The organism is Streptomyces sp. NPDC043896, from assembly GCF_056435605.1.
Window position 1 is genome coordinate 1 of sequence record NZ_JBWKEE010000036.1, and the last position, 18,600, is coordinate 18,600.

Sequence of the window (18,600 nt, forward strand, 5' to 3'; positions counted from 1 at the left end):
GAAAAAGAGCAAGAGGAGATAATGAGCTACGAACACAAAGGTACCCCCCCCCCCCCCCCCCCCCCCCCCCCCCCCCCCCGGCCCCCGCGTGGGGCGTCCCTGGGGAAGTCCCTACGGCTCAGAACCGAAAGGAGCCCTACGGGCACGACCTTCAACACCCCATCGGCTTCGCCGATGAACAGCGGACGCGCTACGCGCGGCAGCAACAAGCGCAGGGCTGCGCGCCCCTGAGCGGCTCCGTGCGGCTCTCGGGTGGCGATCGACACTTCCTGACGCCTCGCCAAAGATCGGGGGTCCAGACCCCCTTCACGACCCGTCTCGGCCCTGCTGTGCGTGATCGTCCGACCTGCCGGGTACGGATGCCTACCCGGATTGGCGTGGATTCAGATAGATCATCCGCATATACAATGTTCTCTGAGGGGACCTGCGGCAAGGCCTGCCGTGCACGCGCCCTGTTTCCCGCTCGCCGGCCACGCCGGTCCTGTTGGACCTGACAGGACTAACTGGCGCTGAGCCCCTCACTCTTGGGCCGTCGCCAGGTTCGTCCACCTCGGCCGCCTCTCTGCTGCTCACCTCCGGCCGCGCCTCGACCGGGACCGGGCGCGGTGCGGCCGAGGGCGGCACCGCTTGCGGACCGCCCCCTGACGGCTCGCCGTTCTTCCCCCGCGAGGCGCCGGCACCCCCGTTTTGGTCGGTTTCCAAGGCGGGGGCGAGATGGTCGGTAGGACACGCCACCGTGCCGGAAGGCCTCCTGCAGCACGTACAGGTGGCCGGGCTGAGGCGTCCCCACGCGCATGTCAGTTAGTCATCCCAGGTTGAACTGTCACCTGGGACTGTCACGTTGAACTTTCACTTGGCACTCTCATGTACCCGCTCAGGCGTCCACCCACCAGGGGGCTGAATCGTTTGTTCCTGCCCAGTGGGATGGCTACCTTCAGAGCCATGAAGAAGACATCGCACACCGCGCAGGACATGCAGGAACTCAAGGCGACCGGCAGGGACACCCGCGCGAAGGTTCTCGAACGCTCGATCCGGTCCAACGTGCCCCTGCGCAAGACCTTCGTCCAGGCCCCCAAGGGCGCCGCAAGCCGCCACGGCCCCCTCAAGGACTTCGTCACCGGACGGGACCTCAGGGGTCTGAAGGCCTACCTGATGATCGTGGCCGCGTGCAGCAACGGTGACTCCGGCTGGACGACCAAGCACGACAGCGCCGTGTGGGCGCGGCTGATGGACATCCAGGAGACCGCAACGGATCAGTCCGCCCGGACCGGTGCCTGGCGGGCCCTGCGTCGGCTGGAGGGACGGAATCTGATCAAGTGCAGTCGCTCGGGAACCATGATCACCGTCACCCTGCTGCGGGAGGACGGCAGCGGCAAGACGTACGACCGTCCTGTCGGGAAGACCGAGGAGGACCGCTTCCTGCAGATCCCGACCACGTTCTGGGCGAAGGGGTACGACGAACTCCTGGACCTGCCGGCCCTCGCCCTGCTCCTGGTCGTCGCCCGGGAGAAGGCGTGGTCTGCCTTCCCGGCGGAGAAGGCTCCCGAGTGGTACGGCTGGTCCGCGGACACTCACGAACGCGGGCTGAAGAGGCTTTTGGACCTCGGGCTCGTGGAACGCATCAAGGTCTTCAAGAAGGCTCCGCTTGCCCCCTCCGGCGTCACCGAGGCGTACCTGTACCAGCGGACGGCGATCACCAGGCCCCGCAAGCCTCGGAACGTCGCGCCGACCACCACGAAGTCCACGACCGCGAAGAAGAGCGCCGCAAGCCCTTCCCGGAACAAGGGGTGACCTGATCAACCAGACCCAGGGGGGACCCCGCTCCGCAGTCGGACAGAAGCCGGCGTGGCTGGACGAGTCCTTCTACGAGAACAGCGAGCGCGGCTTCTACATCCTCGCCGCCACCATCATCGACCCGACCGCCACGGACGACGTCCGTGCAGAGATACGCGCGCTGAAAGGGCCGCGGGACACCAGCAAGTCCCACTGGAGCGAGATGGACCATCGCCAGCGGCGCGACGCCGCCCAGCTCGTGGCCGGCCAGAGGGGCCTCCACGTTGTGGCCGTCGGTACACCGGTACCCAAGCGGCGGCAGGAGCGGGCCCGGAGCAAGTCCTTGACTGCTCTCGTCGTCGAACTGCACGGGTTCGGGGTCGACCAGCTGTACATCGAGTCACGCGATGCCGCACTCAACAAAAGCGATATCAGTACAGTCGCCCGCGCTCGGCAGACGGTCCTGCCAAAGGGAACCGTGTTCCGTGCGGATCATGTGCACGGAACCGCCGAGCCGCTGCTCTGGATCTCCGACATAGTCGCCGGAGCCGTTCACGCCCATCGCAAGGGCGATCCGCGGTACACCGCACTGTTGGGAGAAACCTTGATCGACTTCGAGGTGTCCACCGACTGCTGAGACGCCCCCAGAAATGCGCCGAGCCAGGCTCCCGGTCTGCCCCAGGTCACCTGGCTCCACTTCCGGCAACCCGCGGTCACCGGCTCGTTCAACACACTACATGCCCCTCCACAAGGCGCCAACAGGCGCGCGCGGTTCCACGCGTCACGTGTGGAACCGCGCCTGCGGCGGCTGAGAGAGTCGCGGTCAGACCTGTTAGGTCTAACAGGTCTGACCGGATCTGAGCTGTGCCCCGCTCCGCCCAGTCCCGGCTCTGTGCTCTCCTCGCCGGTCAGGCGGCGTCGTCAGGCGGCCCTCCCGGGAGCCGCTCCGCGGCCGTGGCGAGGACGTCGACCAGGCGCCGGAGCGAGTGCAGCGCGGGGTCGTCCGCGGGAACATGGGTCAGCAGGATGTCAGCGCTCCCGCCCTCCAGGGCCTGGACCAGCCGCCCGCCGTACGCGACGTCGCCGGCCTCGCCCACGGCGGCCCGCACCGACTCCGCGGTCCAGTGCGTCCGGGCCAGGCCGGCGGCGAACTCCAGCTCTTCGGCACACGGGATCCAGCGGCGCTCCTCGTACGCGGCGAGCAGGGTCGTGGCGTACCGCTCCACGACCCGCCACGCGAGGTCGGCGGGCCCGAGGACATGCCGTCCCCGGCTGGGCCGGCCGGAGTGGCAGGGCTCGCACAGAGCCACCCGGCGGGGGACGCCGGAGGCCGGGCGAAGGACGACTTCGAGAGCCGGATCGGCGGGGACGGCGTCCGGGCACAGGTGGCACTCCGGGGCGGTGGTGGGCACGAGCCGGAGCACCCGGGCGCCGGTCATGCGGGAGAGAGGGGTCTTCACGGATGCCCAACGACGGCCGCGGCCTCCGGGCGCGCCTCGGCACCGGAGAGGGTGGGAATCCCGGCTCGGGCGCTGAGCTCGCAGACCCACCTAGAATCGAACGCGTGAACGAAAGTCTTGCGGAGAGAATCTCCCGGCACCGCGCGGTGGAGTCCTGGCTCCTGCACCAGCTCGGCCGGATCCGCGAGGACCTCGTCCGCCTGGAGGCCGAGGCGGCCGCGTTCGAGGCCCGCCGGCCTGCGCCGCCGCCCCCGGACTGGGTGATCGAGATGATCCGCACCGGACGCGGGCCCCAGCCGTTCCTGGTGCATCGCGGGGACTGCCCGCAGGCCAAGGGCAAACCCATCGGCCGAGACGAGGCCCGCCGCCTCCTAGCCGGCGGAACCGAACCCTGCCCGTTCTGCAGCCCGAACGCCGAGCTCCAGGTGGACGTCGGCGCCTGACGGCTCGAAGCGCCTCCGGGCCCGGGGCGCGGGACACCTCCCGCACCCCGCATCGGCTGCAGCTCCTACAGGCGTGCCCGCACACGGCGGCCTCCGTCGCCCCTGTTGGGCCCAACAGGTCTAAAGCGGGGTGAGGTGCAGGGACCGGTCCAGGGCCCGCAGGAGCTCCGGCTCCCATCCGGCGCGCGGGACGTCGACGGCGAGGAGGCCGCCGGCGCTGAGCGCGGCGAGCTGGACCTGGTGCTCGATGCCGAGGCGCCAGGCCTCGCGCAGGACGTGGCGGGCTTCGTCGCGGGCCTTGCGGCCGGTGGTCGCGGCGTCCTCGGCGTCGGGCAGGTCGGCGAGGGCGCGGGCCGCCTGGTGGAGCCGGTCCATCAGTGCGGCGGCACGCTCGGCGTCCGGGGCGGGCGGGACCAGGTGGAGGTCGGGGGCGGCGACGCCGCGGCGCAGCTGCTCCATCCGCACGGGCAGCGGCGCCCAGCCCGGCGTCCCGGCGAGGTCGATGTTCACGCGGGTCACCGTGGCGGTGTAGGCGCGGCCGGTGCCGCGGGCCTGCAGGGCGGTGCCGGCGGGCCGGTACTCGGGCTCGACGTCTTCCGCGACGGTGCCGCCGTGGTTGCCGCGCACCGACACCCACAGCCAGTCGGCGCCGCCGGTGATGTCGCCCATCAGGAGGCGGCGCACCAGGAGGTAGCGCTGGAGCGCGGCCCGGGTGGCCCGGCGCAGCGGGTAGGCCTCGACGGACACCGGGCTGTCGGGGCGGGCGTTTTGCGGGTGGCGCCGGATGCGGACCTCGCCCAGGGCGGGGGAGAGGTCCTCCAGGCGCAGCGCGCACAGCTCGCCGACCCGGGCGCCGGTGTCCAGGACGACGGAGGCCATGGCGAGCATTCGCACCCAGCGGGGGTAGCCGTGCTCCATCAGGCCGCCCTCGACGCTCCAGCCGGTGCGGCGGCCGATGTAGTCGGACAGGGTGATCAGGCTCTCGCGCAGCTGCTCGCGCCGGCGGACGTCGATCGGCAGCTTGCGGGGGAGCTCCTTGAGCTGGCGCAGGTGGTGGACCTCCAGCCCGAGCTCGCGCTGGAGCAGGGCCATCACCCCGGAGCGCACCATCGCCGTCGCCTCGGACGTCGGCCTCTTCTCGCCGCGGTCGCGGAGCTCACCATCGAGGGCCAGGCGCTCGTACTTCCTGAGCGACTCGGGGTCGAGGATGTCGGCGAGATCGTCACCGACGCCGAGCGGGTGGCCGGGGTGCTGGAGGGCACGGACCAGCTCGCGGGCGTGGGCCCGGATCTGCCGGCGCCGGGCGTCGGAGGGGGCCTCCTCACACACGGCGTCCACGGCCTCTCGCAGTTCGGGGAGGTCGTCGAGGACGTCGGCTTTCTTCATCACGCCCCGCACGGTAGCCACGCCCGGACAGCCGCACACACCGAACCCAGGATTAGACCCATTAGGACCAACAGCCCCAACCGTGTCTGACGTGGCCGGACAGGACCCTGCTGACGACCGCTCGTCGGGCCTCTCGCGCAGGGGTAGGGATGGCCGCATGAATCAGCTCACCCGCCGCCGCTGGATCTGGGCGCCCATCACCTCCTGGCAGGCCAGACGACTCGCCCGCCTGACCGGCATCGACCACAACGACGCCTGGGTCAAGCTCCGCACGACCACCCACCCCGACGAAGCGCCCTGGGCCCGCCGCTTACCACCCATCGACTCCAAGGCACCCTGACCTGAACGCGGACGAGGAGGGCCCCGCCGATCCGGCGGGGCCCTCCTCACGGCGCTGGGGTCTACCGGACGGGCGGCCCGGACTTCAGGTTGCGCTGGCGGCGCTGCCGGAACGGCAGCCCACCGTTGTGCTCGTGCTCGTCCCGGTCGAGCGCGGCGAGGATCGCGCTCTCCACGTAGGAGGAAAGCGACACGGGCACCTCGGCGTCGTCGTCATCGAGCTTCTGCAGGGCGACCACAGCGTTGCGCAGCCGGTTCAGCGTCTCAGCGCTGACGTAGGCGGGGACCTTCTCCTTCTTGCCCGCGATCTGCTGCCCGCCGATGAGCTTGCCGAGGATCGCGCTGCCGCCGGTAGTCGCGCCAGTGCCGGCGGCCGCGCCGGTGCCGGGCTCCGGGCTGGCGGTGGGGATCTTGGGCGTCATCGGGTGGCCCCCTTCACGGGCAGGAGCAGACGGGCGAGCTGGTCGTAGTCACTGGTGGTGGTGCCCTTCGGGTCGGTGACCCGGACGGGGAGGTGGTCCTCCGCCGCGGCGGCGACCCGCACGTTGCGGCGGGCCGCGGCGATGATCGCCTCGGGGAAGTCCCGGCGCAGGGTCGCGGCGACGAGCCCCGCGTAGTTGGAACGGTCGTAGCCGGTCATCACCCCGGCCGCCACGGTCAGGTGGGGGTTGGCGTCCTCCTGGACGGCGTGGATCGTCTCGGCGAGCTTGCGCAGTGCGGACTTGTCCAGGGCGCCGACCTTGAGGGGAACGATGACCTGGTCCGCGGCGATCAGGCCGTTGACGGACAGCTTCCCCAGAGCCGGCGGCGCATCGATGATGGTGATGTCGACCTCCGCCTTGGACTGGCGGATCGCCTTGCGCAGGCTGCCGTCGCGGGCGCCGGCCGGGTCGTACTCGACCGCTCCGAGGTGGGGGCCGCTGGGCACGATGTAGAGACCCTGGACGGCCGTCTCGTAGGTGGCCTCGTCCAGGGGCTGGCGGCCGAAGAGGACGTCGGTCAGCGAGTACCGCTCGTGCTCGGCGATGCCGTCGTAGTTGGGCAGGATCCACTCGGTGGACAGCGAGGCGTCCTGCGTGTCCGCGTCGATGATGCGAACGGTGTAGCCCATGGCGATCCAGGCGGCGGCCAGTTCGACGCTGGTGGTGGTCTTGCCCGCGCCGCCCTTCTGGTTGACGCAGACGTACGTTCGGTGGGGGCCGGTGAACGCGGGCGGGACATCGCCCAGGGAGGGCGGGACGAAGAGCTGGGGGCGCAGATCCCGGTTGTAGTCGAGGCGGGCGAGCGCGGCTTCGACGACTTCCTTCTCCTGGCCCAGCACCTCGATCAGGCTGTCGATGCGCCAGTCGCGGACCACGTCCAGGGCGTCGGGGCTCGCGGGCAGCGGGCCCAGGACGGTCATGGTCATGTGGTTCTCCTCATCGCCGGCGGTCCTCCCCGTGGACTTCACCACCCGACCGTATCGTCTTCGCCCCGCCGGACGGCCCATCCCGCACTGGCCCGACGAATCACGGAAAACCGCAGGCCAGCCCCCTGCTCCCATGAGGTTGACCCCATTGGGTCTAACAGGACTGACCTGCTGCGGTGTTGACCAGCCGGTCCAGTCGACCGATACGAGTACCGCCTCGCCGTCGACCAGGAGCACGTCGAGCTACGCCGGCTCAGGCGCGGCCGGGGCGCCGTCCTCGTACTGCGCCAACGCTTTCTGGAGCCGGGCCGCGAGGTCCTGGAGGTGGGGTGTGAGGGCCTGTTCCACCGCGTTCTCGCCTCGCTCCGCGCGGATGCGCGCCGCCTCTTCGTCGAGCAACTCGTCGAGCGACTTGGGGTTCGGGTCGAGGCGGACGAGGAGCCAGGCGGAGGCTCGCCAGTCGCCCGGCCGCCGGCGGATACGTCGCTCGCTACGGGTCTCGCCGGTGATGGGGTCGGTCCACGTGCGGTGCGTCTCGGAGACGACGGCCCCGCGAGCGGCCTCCTCGATGTGGCCGTGCGCGCGGAGAGAGCCGACAGCACGGGCACGGGTGACACGGGCGTACAGGGCTGCGTGCGGGTCGGTGGAGTCGACGTCGAGCTGCCCGCCCTGCTGCTCCTCGACGACGTCCTCGCCAAGCCGCATCCAGCGCAGGAAGGTGGAGCGTCCGACGCCGGCCGCGTCGGCGGCGAGCTTCATCGGCAGGCCTGCGGCGGTCGCTCGGGTGAGGAGGCTCATCGTCTGCGGGGTGAGCAAGGAAGGACGGCCCTTGCGGCGCGGCTTGCGGCGGGCGAGGGCGGGCTGAGTCGTGCTGGTGGTCGTCATGTCGGCGGACCGTACGGACCGCCGCGGCTACCGTCGCGGGCTTCACGAGACTTCCGGGACCGGCCCAACGCGCGCGAGATAGCAGGCTCATGGGCTTGCGTCTCGGGCTCACTGGCTTCCCGGGAAGTTCTGCACTAGGTCCAGCACGCGCTGCTCGACCAAACTCGGTCGGCCTTTCGGACACGGCGCAGGTCACGGCCCGGGAGGTCCAGCGTGGGGTGGCCTCTTCTTCTCCAACTCAAAGCAGAGGGAGGGGAAAGAAGCCACCCGGCGGGGGCACAGACGGAGCTGAAGCTGACCATCGGTTCGGTGTCTCCCTGGGGGACGCCTGTCCGCTCCGGTCGACGCAGACCGGAGCGAGGGTCTGGGGGCGGGCGAAAGCCCCCAGCACCCACCGGCCCGAGGACCCGCTCACCGCCGAGGAGATCGACCTCCGCGAACAACTCCAGGTCCGGGGCTTCGGCGCGTCCGGGTCAGCGGCCATGGCCGCACCGGTGCGGCCACCCCCTGGGCAAGCCTGCGGTGGGCAAGCCTCAACGAGGTGTGGGCAAGCCTCTCAGTCGCCGAGACCTCGGGCCACGAAGCGACTCGGCCCGTGGACGGCTGCACGGCTCAGACGGTCAACGAGGCGAGCCGTCTTGGTGTCGTCGCCGTCCGCGACGGTGTTCCACAGCTCGCCGAAATGAGGGCCCCCGCGGTAGAAGACCACGACGTCGGAGTCCGGGGCGATGTCCTCCTCGATGCGGGGGATCGTCGCCAGGCCGAGGCTCGCGAGGTAGGCCTCCGGCCGCATCGCCGGCCGCTCGGCAAGCGCCGTACGCACCCCACCGGCGGTGGAGACCACCGCGAAGTTGCCGACCGTGCGCATCAGGCTGATGGCGAGGCTCTTACTGCTGGCGGAGTCGTCCTGATCAATCTGGGGCGATCGGCTCGACTGCCGGTACAGGGCCTCCCCTAGCTCGATCAGGCGCTGGGCGTGCCCGAGCGCGCCGGCCGCGACCAGCCGGGCGACACGCTCGGTCTCCAGCACCAACTCCACTCCTCGCGGCGTCATGAGGGGCGTCCTCTCTGCAGGCTCATGGTCGTGGTGAACCAGGTGTACCGGTCGAAGCATCACGCTGCCTGGTGTCCGGGCAAGCCTCGCCGACACCGGGCAAGCCGGTGTGGGCAAGCCTCGTCCGCCGCTGACGGTTGAGTGATCCAATCGCGGCCAGGGGGCGGAAGCGGTCCACCGCGGGAGCCGTGCCGCCGCCGGAGTGGAGCTGAGTGCCGGCCCCGGTTGGTTCAGTCCTCGTCATTCCGGATGATGCCGCCTGGCACGTGCGGGTCGAATCGGCCGACGCGCATGGCCTCGATGCACTGCAGGACACGGGCGAAGGACGTCAGCCCGTACGTGATGTATCGCGTAGGCGAGTCCCCGGAGACGACGCTTTCACGCTCAATGGGAACGCCGCCCATGATTGCCCCGTACGTGTCACGCACCTTGTGCTCGGGGTGAGCCGCGATCCATGCCATCTCGACGTCCGCCGCGAACTCGTTGGCGGCCGTGCAGGTGTACTGCTCCCATCCCTCGACGGGCTTGGCCGGGTCAAGCGCGGCGATCACGCGTACCTGCTCGATGCAGCGCCCGTAGATGCGGGACAGCTCGGCGTTCAAATCTTGGCTCATCAGGTTTCTCCCTCCCTCGCGCCGGACCGTCCGGCGCCTGGTGAACCCTGCCCGAGGCCGCGGTGGAACAGTCTCGTCGCCTCATACGTAATCCAGTGGCCCGAGGGGGCGGAAGCGGTCCCCCCAGATGGTCCGACGCTTGCAAGATGCGGGCATGGCAGAGGAATGGAAGACGTTCATAACCAGCAGCATCGGATTGATTGGCGTGCTGGCCGGCATCTACGTGGGGCGGTGGCAGGTCACGCACCAAGCCCGCGTAGAGCACGGGCAGTGGCTGCGCGGGCAGCGTCAAGAGGCGTATGCCGCGCTCCTGGCCGCGTGGGACGCCTGCGTGGGGGAGTACCGGGAGATGGTCGGCGAAACCGAGGTTCAGGTCGCTCATCACCTGGCAGAGACGTATGCCGGCGATGGCTGGGAAGCACTCCACGACGAGATCTGGTCGCAAACCGAGACGGCCTGCGAACCGGTCCGCAGGGTACTGGAGCGAGTGGAACTGCTCGGCCCAGACGCTGTCGATGCGGTGTGCGGCGAGCTGTCTGACGCGCTCACCGCGTTGACCGCGGCCACGCGGCTGCGAGCCGGGAGCGACAGGTGGCCCGACCTGGACTCCTGCCAGGAAGCTTGGGCGCAGGCGGCGGCGGCCCGGACCGCGTTCCTGACAGCCTGCAGAGTTGCAACCCGGGCCGCCCCCGCTCCCCGTCGCCAGCGAGTCCGATGACGCAGGGGGGCGGAAATGGTCGTTTCTCCCCCCGTCGGCCGATCCGATCCGATGAGTCGCCCAAACTGGTGCAAAACAGATCTCGGCCGGCCGCGATCCAATGGAATCCGTTCCTTACTTGCGCCTCCCTATTTCGCCCCCCTAGGGTGTTCATCGGACGCCGCGGCATCCCCGCCCGGCCGAACCGAGGGAGCCCCCATGCGCTTACCGCGCTACGTCCTCGCCCCAACCCACCTCACCGACGGCATCTTCGGCTGGCAGCTCACCCGGGACGGGAAGTTCCTGGACTGCCATGAGGGTTTCGAGGAAGGCTTCGACCGCGACGTCGAGGCCGCAATGGACTGGGCCGAGCAGATCATCGGCACCCGGCAGGACTGGCGGCACACCCGCGTGGGCGGACCGGACCGATGGATCTCCGCCGACAACCGTGCGGCGGTCGGCACCGACGTGCTGCGCTCTGTGGAGCCCGGCACGCTCGTGGTCGCCGTCGGCCCCGGCGCCTCGGGCAAGAGCACGTTCGCGGCCGCGGCCGGGATCGTCACCGTGGTCAGTCTCGACTCCCTGCGCGAGTGGATCGGGGGGGACGCTGGCGACCAGTCCCTCACCCCGGCCGCCGTGATCGAGCAGAACATCCTGCTGGAGAAGCACCTGGCCGAGGGGACCATCGTCTACCTCGACTCCACGAACGTGGAGGCCCGCGTGCGCGCCGAGCTCATCGAGCGGGCCCGCCGCCACGGCCGCCCGATCGTCGCCCTGCGCTTCCTCCCTCCGCTCGACACCTGCCGCGCCCGGAACGCCACACGGCCGGCCAACCGCCGCGTGCCCGACGACGTCCTCGCCTGGCAGCACGCCCGCGCACGGGAGGCCATCCCGCAGGCCTTGCTCGCGGAGGGGTTCACCGCCGCGCACGACATCGTCACGCCCCTCTGACCAGCCCGCCCGCACGCCAGCGTGCTGACGCACCAGCAGGTCAGCACGTCAGCCTGCCCATTCGCACACCGAGGAGAGCCGATGAGCACGCCCAGCCCCGAGCCGACCCCCGCTGAGATCCGCGCCCTCATGGCCGACGCCTCCGCGCTCCAGGAGCGCATCCGAGACGTCCACACCCGGCTGCGCGCCAGCGAGGTGACCCGGCACACCGCCTTCCGCCTGGACGACGCCGCCGGACAGATCGCCCGCGTCCACGAGGACCTGGAGAAGACTGCCGGCGACCTCGCCCGCGTCCGCGCCGTGCGCGACGGCTCCGTGTGCGCGGTCCCGTGGGGGGTCTGCCCCGAGCACGGCAACACCCTGCGCTCCAGCGGCGGGAAGACCTGGTGCACCGCGCCCGCCTGCGGCCGCTCCTGGGGCTACGACCGGATGAACGCCCCCTGCGGCGAGCCGCTGACCCACCAGGTCACCGACGCGGCCGGGAACTCCTTCCTCGCCTGCCGGGCCCACGCCGCGGACGCCTCCGAGCGGCTCGTCGGCGCCACCGTCACCGCGCTCGACGAGGACAGCCCCCGTGACTGACCGGCTCTACCTGCGCCACAGCACGGACAAGCAGACCGGCGCCCGGCAGCGGCACGCCCTGGCCGCGCTGCTCGCCGCCGGCGCCCCGGCCTACGAGGACCCGGCGACCTCCAGCCGCGTCCTGTCCCTCAACCGGACGGGCTTCAAGCGGCTGCTCGACGAGGCCGCCGTCGGCGACACCATCCGCATCGCCGACGCGGCCCGCCTCTTCCGGTCGGTCGCGGACATCATCGCCCTGCGGCCGGTGCTCATCCGACGGGGCCTGCACCTGCGGGTGGAGTCGGGGCTGCTGTCCGGGATCGACCTCGCCTCGGACGACCCGGGCACCAAGATGATGGTGAGCGTCTTGGCGGCCGTGCTGGAGTTCCAGCGCGACATGATCTCGGAGAACACCCGCGAGGGCATCGCCGCGGCCGAGGCCGCCGGCAAGACCCTCGGGCGCCCGGCCGCCCTGGACGAGGGGGAGGTCGTCGAGCTCGTCGAGGCCTACCGGGAGGGCGCCGCCGTGAAGGCGCTCGCCCGCCAGTACGGCATCGCGCCCAAGACCGTACGCCGGGTCCTCGACGCCGCCGGGGCCCGCAAGGTGCCCGACGACCTGTCCGCGCTGCTCGGCGGCGACGACCAGGACGACGTCGCCGACGACGGCCAGGCGGTGGCCGCCGACCCGGTCGTGGTGGTCGACGTGCCCGGCCTGGTCGCCGAGACCCTGGTCGACGTCGCCGACGTCGCGGTCCGCCAGGCGCTCGCGGCCGGGCAGACGATCCGCCGTGGGCAGGGCTACTCGGTGCGGGTGACCGCCCCGTTCAACGTGCACGCGGCAATGATCGAGCACTCCGCGACCGCGCTGATGCAGTCGCCCGCCGGCCGCAAGGCCCGGCGCATCCACTCCAACCGCGTGACGTCCGCTCGGATCATCACGTGAGTGTCGGTGCCGTTCGCTACAGTCGGGCCTGCGGTCGCATGACCGTGGGCCCGGCTCGTGGCCCGGTTCGTCTGGCCCAGACCGGACGAGCACACCGAAGGTGCTCCGCGCCGAGCCGCTTCACCTCGCTTCACCTCGCATCACCTTGCTGGCCTCGCTCTTGGCGGCCGGTGAGTCTGGGATCACCGCGAGCCGCGGAAACGAGAGCTTGAGATGCCGAAGAACCACGCGCGCAAGAAGGCCCTGGCCGACCTCAAGGAGGAGCTGGGCATCAAGCACGCCTGCGCCATCGCGCTCCTGGACCACCCGGACCCCGACGAACGGGAGACCCTGGAGCGGTACCTGGCCGAGTACGTCGACATCAACACGTACCGGGAAGCGGTCGACTACTTGGAGCAGGAGCGCAACGACCCCCGCAACCAGGTCATGTGCCGGTACTGCGGGTGGACGTACGGGATGGTCTGCCCCGAGTGCGCCGAGGGCTGCGGCTGCGCGCACGACTGCACCGGCTGGCGCCACGGCGAGTACGAAGAGCCGGACTACGACGACCCGGACCGGAACGTGTACTGCTTCGACTGCGGGGCCGGATCGTCCAGCCCGTACGACGAGTGCACCTGCTACGAGGACGAGGACCAGGAGCACGAGGCGGTCCCGGCGTGACGGCCGCGGCTGCTGCCGACCTCGCCGCCCGAGGCCTGGCCGTGTTCCCGCTCCCACCCGGTGGCCGGCGGCCCGCCGGTCCCTGGCGCACGCTGTGCCTCACCGATCCGGAGCGCGTCCGGGAGCTGTGGCGCGACGGCGACAACATTGGCGTCGGCTGCCGGGCCTCCCGCGTCGTCGGCCTGGACCTCGATGTCGAGGACGACGGCCCGGCGGTTCTCGCCGACCTCGCCGCCCACCTCCGCCAACCGTGGCCGGACACCCTGACCGTGGCCACCCCGTCCGGGGGCCGGCACCTGTACTTCGCCGCCCCCGACGACTCCACCATCGGCAGCTTCTCCGGCGCCCGCAGCCCCCTCGGGCCCGGGATCGACGTGCGCGGCCCCGGCCTGCGCAGCGGCGGCTACCTCATCGGGCCCGGCTCCGTCGTTGGCGGCATCCCCTACGCCATCGTCCGCGACGAGCCCGTACGCCCGCTCCCCCGCTGGATCGCCGACCGGCTCCAGCACCACCCAGGAAGGAAGACCACGTGAACGCCTTCGACATGATGGCCGCCAACGGACAACTGCTCGGCATCGGGATGCAGATCCCCGACGTCCTCGCCGACCTCCAGGAGGTCCTGGAGCAGTACCGCGGGAACGTCGAGCGGGCCGCCGGCCACAAGGGCGCGCTGCGCAAGTGGAGCGACGCCGCCCCGGAGACCCGCTCCGCCCTCCTGCTGTCCTCCGCGTGGGCGGCCCGCGCGGGCCAGCTCGACGCGGGCGAGGACACCGCCGGCCTCTACGCGGCCGACCTCCACGAATACGCCCGGACCTTCGAGGGCGACGCCGAGGCGTTCCACGGCGTCCGGTTCCCCGCGATGCCGCTGCCCGCCCAGGCCGGGGCCCTCGCCTCCTCTCTCGGGTTCGACCGCGACGACGTCGAGATCTCCTTCAAGACCGTGCTCCTGCTGCTCGCCGTGGCCCGCACACAGTCCTGACCCCGCACGCACGAGAGCCCCGCACCGGTCCGGTGTGGGGCTCGGCGTGCGCAGACGGCCGAGCGTCCGCGCACGGCACGCTGCTCCTGGCTCTCGACGACGGGGACCGGTCCGTGCCCGAGCGGGCGGCGCATCGCACTCACCGCCCGGGCCTGCGCGGCGCGCAGCCCTTCGCTCTTCAGCCGCGCTTGTCGTCCCCCGGGGCCACACCGCCCGGGGGCACGACGACGAGCCGGCCGTCGATGACCTTCTTCACGACCGTCGGCTCCCCGCCAGGCAGGGCGACGGCCGCCCGGTGCAGAGCGGCCCGGGCCGCGGGGGTCGGCTGGTGCTCCCGCCAGTGCGGGTGGGCACGGATCCGGAAGGAGAGGTCGAGCAGCCGGCGGTCGAGGGCTGCGGGGTCGGGAGGCGGGATGGAGAGCCGGTTGTAGGTGCGGATCCACTCTGCTCTGAGCTGGATCAGGTCCTCCGGGAAGCAGGTTTCCGCCATGGCTTGATTAGACCACGGCGTTCGAACGCTAGTACGATTGACGTATGTCGTTTGACTTCCCGCCCCGCCTCAAGGCCCTCCAGGCCCAGCTCCACCGCGTACGCGCCGACTACGGCGCCTACTGCCGGGACCTGCCGTGGTCGGTGGAGCCACACCCGGGCTGGAAGGGCGTCGAGGGCGTGTACTCGCACCGCGGCGACGTCCCAGCCAGCCCCGGCTACACCGACGAGCAGCGCCTCCAGAAGACCGCCTTCGAGCGGCGGCTGCGCCGCCTCGCCGCCGTCGTCGGCGATCACCCGTTCTGGGAGTCGGTGGAGACCGGGCAGGTCGTGGCGGCACGGATGGCCCTCAAGCGGGTCCCCGCCAAGGTCGGGGAGGGATAGCTGTGGACCCCGGTGGCGAGCCGGTGTGGCTCCCGCCGGACCTGGACCGGCTGCGGACGTTCTCCGTCAGCCGCAGTGGCACCCCACGCACACCAGGCAGCCGCAGCACTCCGGGCACTGCTCCCGCCTCAGGTCACCGCACGGTTGGAACGCGTCGTCCGCTGGTCCAGGGCAGTAGCACTCGCAGCAGGACCCGCACACGTCATGGACCTGGTCGACGCGACGGCCGCCGATGACGGTGGTGCGCCGGTCCCCGCAGTCCCTGCACCGGCGGGGCGTCACCGGGGCCGGCTCGGGCAGGCGCTCCATCTGCTGCGCCCACTCCCGCAGCGCCGCAAGGTCGGCGGGAGTGATGCCGAGGGCGGGATCCACCCCGTAGGCGAGCACCGGCCCGACCGTGGAGAGGTAGGAGGTTGTCCGGCGGACCGCCTCCCGGTGCTCGTCTCCGGCCCGGACCCACGCCACCGGCCGGTCGTGGGTACGCGCCCAGGAGGCGACCTCCTCCGCGCGCCACGGCAGCCCGTCCTCCGCGTCGGGGGACCGGCCCGGATCGTCGACCCTCATGTAGTGCACGGAGCCGGTGCTCGGCAGTGGGATCATCGGCGGCACCGCCTCCCAGCCCAGCGCGGGCAGCAACGGCTCCACCTCCGCCGGGGAGTAGGAGGAGACCAGGGCCAGCTCCGCCGGGAGCTCAGCGAGGGCCCGGCCGACCGCCGGGTTCAGGGTGAGCCGCAGGCCGGCCGGGCGCGGGTAGACCATCACGGCCCAGTCCCGCCAGGCCGCCGACTCCACGTCGTGCATGGTGTACCCGGCGGGCACCGGCCCCGCGTAGGGGGACAGCGCGCCGTCGATCTCGACCGCGATGTAGGGACGCATACCCATGACGCTCACCAAACCTTTCGTACGGGGCGGAGCCTGTTGACCTCTGCCGACCCCTGACACCCTGGGGTCAGACCTTCTCCAGGAGGTCGGCGAGCTCGGCGGCCGTGGGCCGGTCCGCCTCCCCGGCCCGCAGCACCGGGGCTAGCACCTGGTTGAACTGCGGCCACGGCCCGCCCGGGTCGGCGAGCGGGACCGTGCCCAGGCCGATCGCCCCGCGCAGCTCGTCGGCGTTCATCTCCTCGGCCGCGCGGGTTTTCCACAGGCCTCCCCTTGTCCACAGGGTTCAGCACCGACCGGCGCCGGAGTGGGACGATCATCTCCATTCCAACCGAAGGAGGGGATTGTGGATGTCTGAGTCCGCACTGGTGGATCTTGATCGGCGACTTGACTGCACGGACACCGCTGTGGCCCTGGCGGCCGCTTGGGACACCTTCAGCGCAGCGGCCGAACTGTGCGACCGCATCGCCTTCGACAAGGGCAGCGACGAGCTGCAGGCGATGCTCGCCGCACAGAAGTGCACGGAGGGCCGGGACTTGCTCCCCCTGCCCACGGCCGGCGGCCTGGTCTCCGCTCCGTCACCGGGCCCCGGGGCCGCCGGCCTCGCGCCGTACGTCAAGCTTCTGAAGCATGTCAGCGATTCGCTGACACGACTGTCGGCCGACGAAGGACCAGCGGGGCCTCTGGGGCAGGCCGGGTCCTTGGCGGCCGAGGCGGCTGCGGCGCTGACCTCCGTCCGGGAGCTCTGAGTTGGCGACGCTGGGCGAGCTGTTCGACGTCGCGGTCGTGCGGTTGCAGGAGGTCGCGCAGGCTCCTTTCGGGTCCGTGGCGGCCGAGGAGCGGGCAGCGCTGGCTGGCGAGGTCGACCTCCTTCTCGCGCAGGTGCAAAAGGGGCTGGGCCCGCGGGCCTACACGCCGGTGCCGACGGCCGAGGAACGGGACCTGACCCGGGCGGAGCGGGACTTGGAGAAGCGCCTGGACCGCGCTCGGGAGGCGCTGGGCGCCGCGCGGCGCTACCTGGACCCCCAGGGCCTCGGCGGTGAAGGCGGGCCCGCAGCCGAGCGGATCACTGCGGCAACGCGGGCGGTGGGCGCCGTACGCGACACGATCAGCGGACACCTCGGCCCCGACCGTGCCCCGCTGACGCCGTACGCGTACCTCCTGCGGCACCAGAAGGCCTTCGACTACCTCACCCGCCGCTACTCCGACATCGCCTGGGCGGCCGGCCAGGCCGTGCACCGGCTCTCCGAGGGAGTTGAGCATCCCGGCGCGGTCGACGCCTTCGGGCAGGCTCGGGCCCTGTTGGACGAAGCCTCCGTGTACGCGCGCACCTCGACCCCCCGCGCCGATCCGGACCTGGCCAGCTTCCCTGCGGCCTTGCCGGTTGAGCCGGTGCAGGCCTCGCCCACAGACGCGACGAGCACCGTCCTCACCCGGCTTTCCGAGGATGCCGAGAGGCTGTCCCGGGCCGCGTACGCGGCCCTGCACGACCGGGGCGAACGGCGGATGAGCGGCTCGGATCTCCAGCAGATTTCCCGCTGGACGGCGATGGGCCGCCTCCTGGCGGGCCGGACGCTGCTGCACGCCGCAGAGGGGGCGGCGGACGCACTGGTTCGGGACAGCCTCAAGGGCGCTGCGGCCGCGCTGCGGGAATCCTCCAAGGCCTGGAAGGATGCCGCCGCGAGCTGGCAGCACGTCGTGGACATCGGCGATCCGCGCGAGCGTCCGCACTTGCCGCCGCCGGGCTACGCGCAGGTCCGGCAGGGGGCGGTTGTGCAGATGCCGTCCACTGATCCCCACCCCGCCGTGGTGATCGCGCGGACCAGCGTCGTGCGCCAGGGGCAGCTGCTGTTCGGCCCTCAGTGGACGCCCGAGCAGCCGCCGGGAGCCGCCCGGCCAGCCGGTGACATCGTCGCGGACGCCGGGGGAGAAGGGGGCCTGGCCGCCTCGGCATACCGCTTGTGCGCCAGCGGGTGGCAGATGGCCGCCGCCGCACCGTGGGCCGTGCGGCGGGCCGAGGTCGGACTGGTGACCGACTCTCCCCACTACCGGCCTGCCGGACTCGACAAGGACAGGCGCTTCTACCCGGTCCACCCCCGCCAGGTCGAGTCGCTGGCTGCGTCCTACTCGACGGTGATGGCCGCAGAGCAAAAGGGCGCAGCGGCACTCCTGGCCGCCGCGCAGAACGCGGGAACGCCGGTGCCCCGGGCCGCGCTGGACGCAGCCGCCCATCAGGCGATCGCCCAGGAGCAGAGATGGGTCAGCGCCAAGCCCGTGCAGGCTCCGCAGGCGGTCCTGCCCCGGGCGCAGGTCCCAACCGACCTGGTGGTTGGGCGCCGGCCCGGGCTTCGCCGGTAGGGCTGCCGGAGCGGGGCGAGTTCGCGGGCTCGACCGGCGAGAATCTTGGGATGAGCACACCTGCACCGTCCCAGCGGGCCATCGGCCGCGGCGTCAGCACCCTGATCCCGCAGAGCGCCACTGATCAGGCCATGGCCGCACTCACCGGGCTGGAGACCGTCCCTGTGCACGTCGGCCTCCTCCAGGCGGCGACCCTGTTGCTGGAAGAGGCTGCCCGGGCTGCCTCCGACGAGGCGACGAAGGCCGCCATGACCAAGACGGCGGGGATGCTGCGCTCCGCCATGTAGAGGCGGTGCCCGTCCCCTCGTACCTGGTGGTGCCGGGCAGTCTCCTGCCG

25 protein-coding genes are annotated in these 18,600 nt (G+C 71.6%); 15 read left to right on the forward strand and 10 right to left on the reverse strand.

The features are described from left to right. Positions 1–942 precede the first annotated feature (942 nt). Positions 943–1,791: a hypothetical protein gene (locus tag AC069X_RS34870; protein ID WP_478735143.1), complete on the forward strand. Its 849-nt coding sequence runs from the start codon at positions 943–945 to the stop codon at positions 1,789–1,791. Between the two features lie 205 nt (positions 1,792–1,996). Then, a complete protein-coding gene (locus tag AC069X_RS34875; protein WP_478735145.1) occupies positions 1,997–2,410 on the forward strand; it encodes a hypothetical protein in 414 nt (137 codons plus the stop codon). Between the two features lie 271 nt (positions 2,411–2,681). Here AC069X_RS34875 and AC069X_RS34880 read toward each other — a convergent pair whose 3' ends face one another. Beyond that, the gene (locus AC069X_RS34880) at positions 2,682–3,212 is read right to left on the reverse strand and encodes a hypothetical protein (RefSeq protein WP_478735147.1); all 531 of its coding nucleotides are present in this window, start codon (positions 3,210–3,212) and stop codon (positions 2,682–2,684) included. A gap of 125 nt (positions 3,213–3,337) precedes the next feature. Between AC069X_RS34880 and AC069X_RS34885 the strand changes: the two genes are divergently transcribed. Then, positions 3,338–3,676 (forward strand): DUF6233 domain-containing protein, encoded by a 339-nt coding sequence (locus AC069X_RS34885; protein ID WP_478735149.1) that lies wholly within the window; start codon positions 3,338–3,340, stop codon positions 3,674–3,676. A gap of 120 nt (positions 3,677–3,796) precedes the next feature. Here AC069X_RS34885 and AC069X_RS34890 read toward each other — a convergent pair whose 3' ends face one another. Continuing rightward, entirely contained in the window at positions 3,797–5,062 is a 1,266-nt protein-coding gene (locus AC069X_RS34890) for a hypothetical protein (protein WP_478735151.1), read from the reverse strand. Positions 5,063–5,219: 157 nt separating this feature from the next. Here AC069X_RS34890 and AC069X_RS34895 point away from each other — a divergent pair, with 157 nt between their 5' ends. Then, positions 5,220–5,402: a hypothetical protein gene (locus AC069X_RS34895; RefSeq protein ID WP_478735153.1), complete on the forward strand. Its 183-nt coding sequence runs from the start codon at positions 5,220–5,222 to the stop codon at positions 5,400–5,402. A gap of 61 nt (positions 5,403–5,463) precedes the next feature. Here the strand turns inward: AC069X_RS34895 and AC069X_RS34900 are convergent, their stop codons facing one another. The 5 genes from AC069X_RS34900 to AC069X_RS34920 form a co-directional block, all read right to left on the reverse strand. Then, the gene (locus AC069X_RS34900) at positions 5,464–5,823 is read right to left on the reverse strand and encodes a hypothetical protein (RefSeq protein ID WP_478735155.1); all 360 of its coding nucleotides are present in this window, start codon (positions 5,821–5,823) and stop codon (positions 5,464–5,466) included. After that, on the reverse strand, positions 5,820–6,809 hold the full coding sequence (locus AC069X_RS34905) for a ParA family protein (protein WP_478735157.1): 990 nt from the start codon (positions 6,807–6,809) through the stop codon (positions 5,820–5,822). Before AC069X_RS34905 ends, AC069X_RS34900 begins: the two co-directional genes overlap by 4 nt. 243 nt (positions 6,810–7,052) lie before the next feature. Further along, positions 7,053–7,694 (reverse strand): hypothetical protein, encoded by a 642-nt coding sequence (locus AC069X_RS34910; RefSeq protein ID WP_478735159.1) that lies wholly within the window; start codon positions 7,692–7,694, stop codon positions 7,053–7,055. 556 nt (positions 7,695–8,250) lie between these two features. Beyond that, on the reverse strand, positions 8,251–8,748 hold the full coding sequence (locus AC069X_RS34915; protein WP_478735161.1) for a hypothetical protein: 498 nt from the start codon (positions 8,746–8,748) through the stop codon (positions 8,251–8,253). 230 nt (positions 8,749–8,978) lie between these two features. Continuing rightward, positions 8,979–9,362 (reverse strand): hypothetical protein, encoded by a 384-nt coding sequence (locus AC069X_RS34920; RefSeq protein WP_478735163.1) that lies wholly within the window; start codon positions 9,360–9,362, stop codon positions 8,979–8,981. A 154-nt stretch (positions 9,363–9,516) separates the two neighbouring features. Between AC069X_RS34920 and AC069X_RS34925 the strand changes: the two genes are divergently transcribed. The 7 genes from AC069X_RS34925 (at position 9,517) to AC069X_RS34955 (ending at position 14,153) form a co-directional block, all read left to right on the forward strand. Continuing rightward, positions 9,517–10,080 (forward strand): hypothetical protein, encoded by a 564-nt coding sequence (locus AC069X_RS34925; RefSeq protein WP_478735165.1) that lies wholly within the window; start codon positions 9,517–9,519, stop codon positions 10,078–10,080. A gap of 198 nt (positions 10,081–10,278) precedes the next feature. Beyond that, positions 10,279–11,010, forward strand: a complete 732-nt coding sequence (locus AC069X_RS34930) for an AAA family ATPase (protein WP_478735167.1) — start codon at positions 10,279–10,281, stop codon at positions 11,008–11,010. A gap of 81 nt (positions 11,011–11,091) precedes the next feature. Then, on the forward strand, positions 11,092–11,592 hold the full coding sequence (locus tag AC069X_RS34935; protein ID WP_478735169.1) for a hypothetical protein: 501 nt from the start codon (positions 11,092–11,094) through the stop codon (positions 11,590–11,592). Next, positions 11,585–12,514 carry a recombinase family protein gene (locus AC069X_RS34940; RefSeq protein ID WP_478735171.1) on the forward strand — a complete coding sequence of 310 codons (930 nt, stop codon included), beginning with the start codon at positions 11,585–11,587 and terminating at the stop codon, positions 12,512–12,514. The genes AC069X_RS34935 and AC069X_RS34940 overlap by 8 nt, the downstream gene beginning before the upstream one ends. 213 nt (positions 12,515–12,727) lie before the next feature. Next, a complete protein-coding gene (locus AC069X_RS34945; protein ID WP_478735173.1) occupies positions 12,728–13,174 on the forward strand; it encodes a hypothetical protein in 447 nt (148 codons plus the stop codon). Beyond that, the gene (locus AC069X_RS34950; protein WP_478735175.1) at positions 13,171–13,707 is read left to right on the forward strand and encodes a bifunctional DNA primase/polymerase; all 537 of its coding nucleotides are present in this window, start codon (positions 13,171–13,173) and stop codon (positions 13,705–13,707) included. Before AC069X_RS34945 ends, AC069X_RS34950 begins: the two co-directional genes overlap by 4 nt. Further along, positions 13,704–14,153: a hypothetical protein gene (locus AC069X_RS34955; RefSeq protein WP_478735177.1), complete on the forward strand. Its 450-nt coding sequence runs from the start codon at positions 13,704–13,706 to the stop codon at positions 14,151–14,153. Before AC069X_RS34950 ends, AC069X_RS34955 begins: the two co-directional genes overlap by 4 nt. Before the next feature lie 178 nt (positions 14,154–14,331). On the opposite strand, the gene AC069X_RS34960 is transcribed toward AC069X_RS34955, so the two are convergent. Next, a complete protein-coding gene (locus AC069X_RS34960; RefSeq protein ID WP_478735179.1) occupies positions 14,332–14,643 on the reverse strand; it encodes a hypothetical protein in 312 nt (103 codons plus the stop codon). 44 nt (positions 14,644–14,687) lie between these two features. Here AC069X_RS34960 and AC069X_RS34965 point away from each other — a divergent pair, with 44 nt between their 5' ends. Then, positions 14,688–15,026, forward strand: a complete 339-nt coding sequence (locus tag AC069X_RS34965; protein ID WP_478735181.1) for a hypothetical protein — start codon at positions 14,688–14,690, stop codon at positions 15,024–15,026. A 66-nt stretch (positions 15,027–15,092) separates the two neighbouring features. Here AC069X_RS34965 and AC069X_RS34970 read toward each other — a convergent pair whose 3' ends face one another. Next, positions 15,093–15,908, reverse strand: a complete 816-nt coding sequence (locus AC069X_RS34970; RefSeq protein WP_478735183.1) for a hypothetical protein — start codon at positions 15,906–15,908, stop codon at positions 15,093–15,095. Positions 15,909–15,975: 67 nt separating this feature from the next. After that, the gene (locus AC069X_RS34975; RefSeq protein ID WP_478735185.1) at positions 15,976–16,143 is read right to left on the reverse strand and encodes a hypothetical protein; all 168 of its coding nucleotides are present in this window, start codon (positions 16,141–16,143) and stop codon (positions 15,976–15,978) included. Positions 16,144–16,255: 112 nt separating this feature from the next. Between AC069X_RS34975 and AC069X_RS34980 the strand changes: the two genes are divergently transcribed. Genes AC069X_RS34980 through AC069X_RS34990 form a run of 3 tightly spaced genes read left to right on the forward strand, consistent with a single transcriptional unit; the run spans position 16,256 to position 18,550 of the window. Further along, positions 16,256–16,654, forward strand: a complete 399-nt coding sequence (locus tag AC069X_RS34980; RefSeq protein ID WP_478735187.1) for a hypothetical protein — start codon at positions 16,256–16,258, stop codon at positions 16,652–16,654. 1 nt (position 16,655) lies between these two features. Further along, positions 16,656–18,263 (forward strand): hypothetical protein, encoded by a 1,608-nt coding sequence (locus tag AC069X_RS34985; RefSeq protein ID WP_478735189.1) that lies wholly within the window; start codon positions 16,656–16,658, stop codon positions 18,261–18,263. 50 nt (positions 18,264–18,313) lie between these two features. After that, positions 18,314–18,550 carry a hypothetical protein gene (locus AC069X_RS34990; protein WP_478735191.1) on the forward strand — a complete coding sequence of 79 codons (237 nt, stop codon included), beginning with the start codon at positions 18,314–18,316 and terminating at the stop codon, positions 18,548–18,550. The last annotated feature ends 50 nt before the right edge of the window (positions 18,551–18,600 follow it).